Origin of the sequence: Collinsella sp. AF19-1LB (genome assembly GCF_003459655.1) — a bacterium.
In the GTDB taxonomy this organism is placed as follows: Bacteria; Actinomycetota; Coriobacteriia; order Coriobacteriales; family Coriobacteriaceae; genus Collinsella.
Map to the genome: position 1 here is coordinate 1 of NZ_QRWO01000053.1, position 4111 is coordinate 4111.

At 49.7% G+C, this 4111-nt stretch carries 3 protein-coding genes; all 3 read right to left on the minus strand.

Annotated elements, in window-relative coordinates:
• Positions 1 to 37: 37 nt before the first annotated feature.
• The 3 genes from DWX39_RS10570 to DWX39_RS10580 are packed head-to-tail and all read right to left on the minus strand — an operon-like array spanning position 38 to position 4031.
• A complete protein-coding gene (locus tag DWX39_RS10570; protein WP_117638272.1) occupies positions 38 to 2755 on the minus strand; it encodes an N-6 DNA methylase in 2718 nt (905 codons plus the stop codon).
• Positions 2748 to 2927, minus strand: coding sequence for a type II toxin-antitoxin system RelB/DinJ family antitoxin (locus DWX39_RS10575; RefSeq protein ID WP_117638271.1), 180 nt, complete (start codon positions 2925 to 2927; stop codon positions 2748 to 2750). Before DWX39_RS10575 ends, DWX39_RS10570 begins: the two co-directional genes overlap by 8 nt.
• A gap of 48 nt (positions 2928 to 2975) precedes the next feature.
• Positions 2976 to 4031 carry an IS1595 family transposase gene (locus DWX39_RS10580; RefSeq protein WP_199411500.1) on the minus strand — a complete coding sequence of 352 codons (1056 nt, stop codon included), beginning with the start codon at positions 4029 to 4031 and terminating at the stop codon, positions 2976 to 2978.
• Between the last annotated feature and the right edge of the window lie 80 nt (positions 4032 to 4111).

Sequence of the window (4111 nt, forward strand, 5' to 3'; positions counted from 1 at the left end):
TGCCCGGGAGCAATTCGAATTGCTCCCGGGCATTAGTCTATTTCGGTGGTTTGAACGCGGTCAAAACCGACAAAGCACGCTCGTCTGAATTACAGATATCAATGTTAACCAGTTGGCTAACCTCTTCAAGAAGCGCTGCCTCCTTCTTTCGGGTTTCCGCTAGTTCTTCCATTCTTTCTTGAATAACCTGAATCGCTTTTAGATTGGGAACCGGAAGTTTTAGCTCGCTAAGAACGTCCCAAGAAATTCGCGTCCTTCCAATACCTGTAGAAAGCAATATCAAATCTGAGCGGGCGGTATCAGATCTGATTAGCGACCATAGCGTATAAACAGTCAACGGGTCTTTTGGCTGAATAACGGTATATTCAGAAGATACGTATAAACCGGCTGTTTTCGAATCAACAACGGCAACAGCGCCATTAACAGCGTTGATGTTACTTAGAACGACGTCGTCCTTTTTTAACTTAAAAAGCGACTCATAACTAACATCCTCAGCGTAAGATTCATCACCCGCAGCAATCGTTCCGTCATACTTAACCACTGCAAAGGTAACTTTCTTTCTCTTGTTATCCCCTCTGGTACAAAAGAGGTCACCCGCTCGGTCCTCACAGGCGGCACCGGAAGCCCAGATGGGTTCAGCGATGTCTTTGGCGGCGCGAACCTTAAAACCCCGTTCGTTCCATTTTTCGACGTTTCTGCCTGCAACGAGAAGAGTCGCTTTCACATCCATTCGGTTTTCTATACGTTTTGGATCAACTGAATAAAGTCGAGCAATTTCAGAATCGCCGTCTAAAAATGCTTTATATCCATCAACGATATCGGTGATTTCCTCTTTCGCCTTTTGCGCTGTAATTGCATCAGACGGAAGAACTCGCTCCCTGTTGGGACTATCTAGCCCCACATACGAACAATACCGCATATAGATTCGAGGCTGTTCTTGGGCGGCATCGATCTTCTTCTGCAAGAAGAGCAGCGACGTCTTGACCCTTGCCTGAGAGCGCTGGAATGCGTCACCGGGAAGCGATATAACCGCCTTGACAATGAAATGACTTCTAATCCAATCCCTAACGTAAGAAGTGTCTTCACCTCCAAGTATTCCATCATCTAGCACGGTTATTAAAGAACCGCCAGGTTTTAGAATGTCGTAGTAACGCTCAATAAATAGAACGCTTGAACGTACGGTCCCACGCAAGCTCGAGATTCCATTCCCATCTGGACGATGAGCGATGGAGTAATCTTTGAGAAGGGCTAAATCAGACGGTTCGGAGCATTTATACTCCGCAGCAAACGGTGGATTGGTTAGCGCCAAATCGAAATAGCCGTTACGCCCGGAAATTGCATCTCGAAACTCCTTTTTCTCGCTTCTAAGTTCGAGCGAATCCGCGTCTTCTTCTACGGTGATATTCTTATCTAGGGAATCTAACTGGAAGATTTTGCTCCCGCCGTCTCCATGAAGGAACATATTCATACGAGCAATGCGTGCTAAAGCTGGATCCCTAGCTGCATCGATGCCCCATATGCAATTTTCAGCAATGTTTTTCTTGATTTCCTGCTTCTCTTTCATAGAAAGAGAAGCATTGGAATCAACTTTTTCCCACATGCCATTTAGAGCTCCAATAAGGAACCCGCCGGAGCCGCAACATGCATCTATAATTTGCGAGCAATCAGAGATGTTTCTACCGACATGCAGATCTGATAGGCCAACAGCGATATCAACAATACTTCTCGGCGTAAAATACTGCCCAAGTGATTTGCCTCTTAAAGTTGCGTTCAGAAACGTTTCGAACATGCGACCATTGAGGTCGTCTTCGATGAGATGGAGATCGACTTCTTCAAATCGCTTAACAAGTTCTTTGATTGTTCCGGCGGACAACCGTATCTTCTCGTTAGGTTCAAAAATGCGCTTCTTCTTTTTTTGAGCGATCAGATCCTCGAAGTTCTTTACCAGTTTAGCGAAGAGGATCGTGTTGACGGGATTCGGAGTCGTTTCCTCGGCCTTTTTTATCCATTGTGATGAAAATTTAGCTCGTGAAACAGGTACAGAATAGCCTTCATCCGTTTCGTATCCTTCGCTACATTCATGCGCTTCTTTATCGGAGGTCATTTTTAGGAAAATCACCTTCACAAATTCAGTGAAAGCGGCCCCATAACTGAGATGTTCATGCTTATAGATATAGGAATGCGCACTTCCGAATAGTTTATTTACCGCAGAAGGTCCGATTTGTTTCAGTACGATGCGCTCTTCTTTTGTTTCGCTTGAGAGCCCAGCAGGATGAGTCGCGTTAAAAGACTGCGGTGACAGGTATTCTGCAAAGGTGTCGAAGGCTTTGGACCCTTTATTCATATCAGATAGAGATAATGTGAGAACAGGATTTCGACTATCCCATCTGTACAGCATGGTTTTCAAACCGTTCGTTATAACGAAGTACTGGACTGGATTGTCTTTATAGCCCTGGTTGATTAGAAGACAATAGCTAGAGCACTGTCCGACCCAATCATCTAGGTTTTCCTTTGTTGATTTGGCATCAATGACAAAACGCACCTTTCTTCTATACGAAAGAGCGTAATCGGGTTTATAAGGGATCTTTTTTCGGCCCAAGTTTATGCTGAGCTCCGAAATGCTCTCCTTTGTTTTAATTTGACTGTCTGACCAGCCCAAGCGCTTCAGAAGCCTATCTACAAAAAACTGCTCAACAGATGCTTCATTTCCCAAATCTTCTTTTCTACAGATTGCCTTTTTCGCCTTATTATTCATTGGGTTTATTTACCTTCATCTCGAACGGCATGCCGCCCTCGCGGATCACCGCGCGGAGGAACATATTCATCGCTGTGGACATGGAGAGACCGAGTTCGTCGAGGATGGCGGTCGCTTCCCTCTTTACCTCCGGCTCGATCCTGATAGTGGTTGCTGGTATGTTCGACGGCATGGCGGCTCCTATCTCTCGTGTATACCACGGTGCCACCATTTTAACGGACTATGCCGCCCTCGAGACCCAGTAGTCCATATAGGGCGGCAGGACGTTGAACATGTCGCGGATGCGGGTGGCGCAGATGCCGTTGGCGAGCTGACGTGCGACTGTGGACTCAGCTGTGCGGGAGTCGGTCGCCATGAAGGTACGGCACCAGCGGAACCAGTCGAGGTAGGTGCCGAGATGCTTGGTGGATACCCCCTTGAAGCGCGCCATGAACGAGTCGAGGAGCGAATGGACGGTGTTGATGCGGTTGATGGTGCCCTCCGAGCGGTCCTTGGAATCATAGGACTCATGCGAGGCGACCTTCAGGTCGCACAGCACATCGATGTATGCGGTCGCTTTGTCCGTGGCGACGACCGCACCTGCGCCGATACGGTGGCGAAGGGCCTCCGCCGCACGCTTGCGCGAGACCACGCCGCGCCCCGAGACCTCGAAGAAGGTGGCGTTCGTGTCACTGATGCCCGTCATGACGCAGATTTGCTCGCGGGAGAGGCCGCGCTTATGGACCTGCTTGCCGCGGTGGCGAGCCTTTCTCGGCAGAGTGAAGGAGCCCTTTGAATGGTTGCCCTTGAAGGACTCGGGGAAGTATGTTTCGTCGAGTTCGCAGGCCTGCCCCTGCCCCACATGGAACGTGGGCGAATATTCCTTCAGGCACTCGATGAGCCTGTGGCGCATGGTGTAGGCGGTCTTGAGGCAGACACCGCAGCGATCGGCGCACTCGCGGAGAGGGAGCATGAGAACGAAGCACTCGGCATAGGCCATCCAGGTCTCGCGGGGCAGCTTGCTCGTGCCGAGGATCCGGTCGGTGGAGTCTGAAAATGTCCTGCCGCAGTCGCGGCAGAGGTAGCGCTGCTCACCGTTCCTGGACTTGCCCTTTTTAACGATAGCGACCGAACCGCAACGTGGGCAACGCTGGATTTCGTAGCTAGTTCCCGCTGCATCGTCGAACATGGCGGCGCGGATGACGTCGCGTACCGACTCGATTGCGCGGCGGCGCTCGGACTTGCTTAGCTTCGCCATGTTCTTCTTGAGGGTGACGACCAGATCCTCGGCGTTCATACCTGCTCCAATGCCGTGGTTAACAATTCAATTATACCACGGTGGCATCACCTATATGTCAATTATGGTCTAACAGAGCC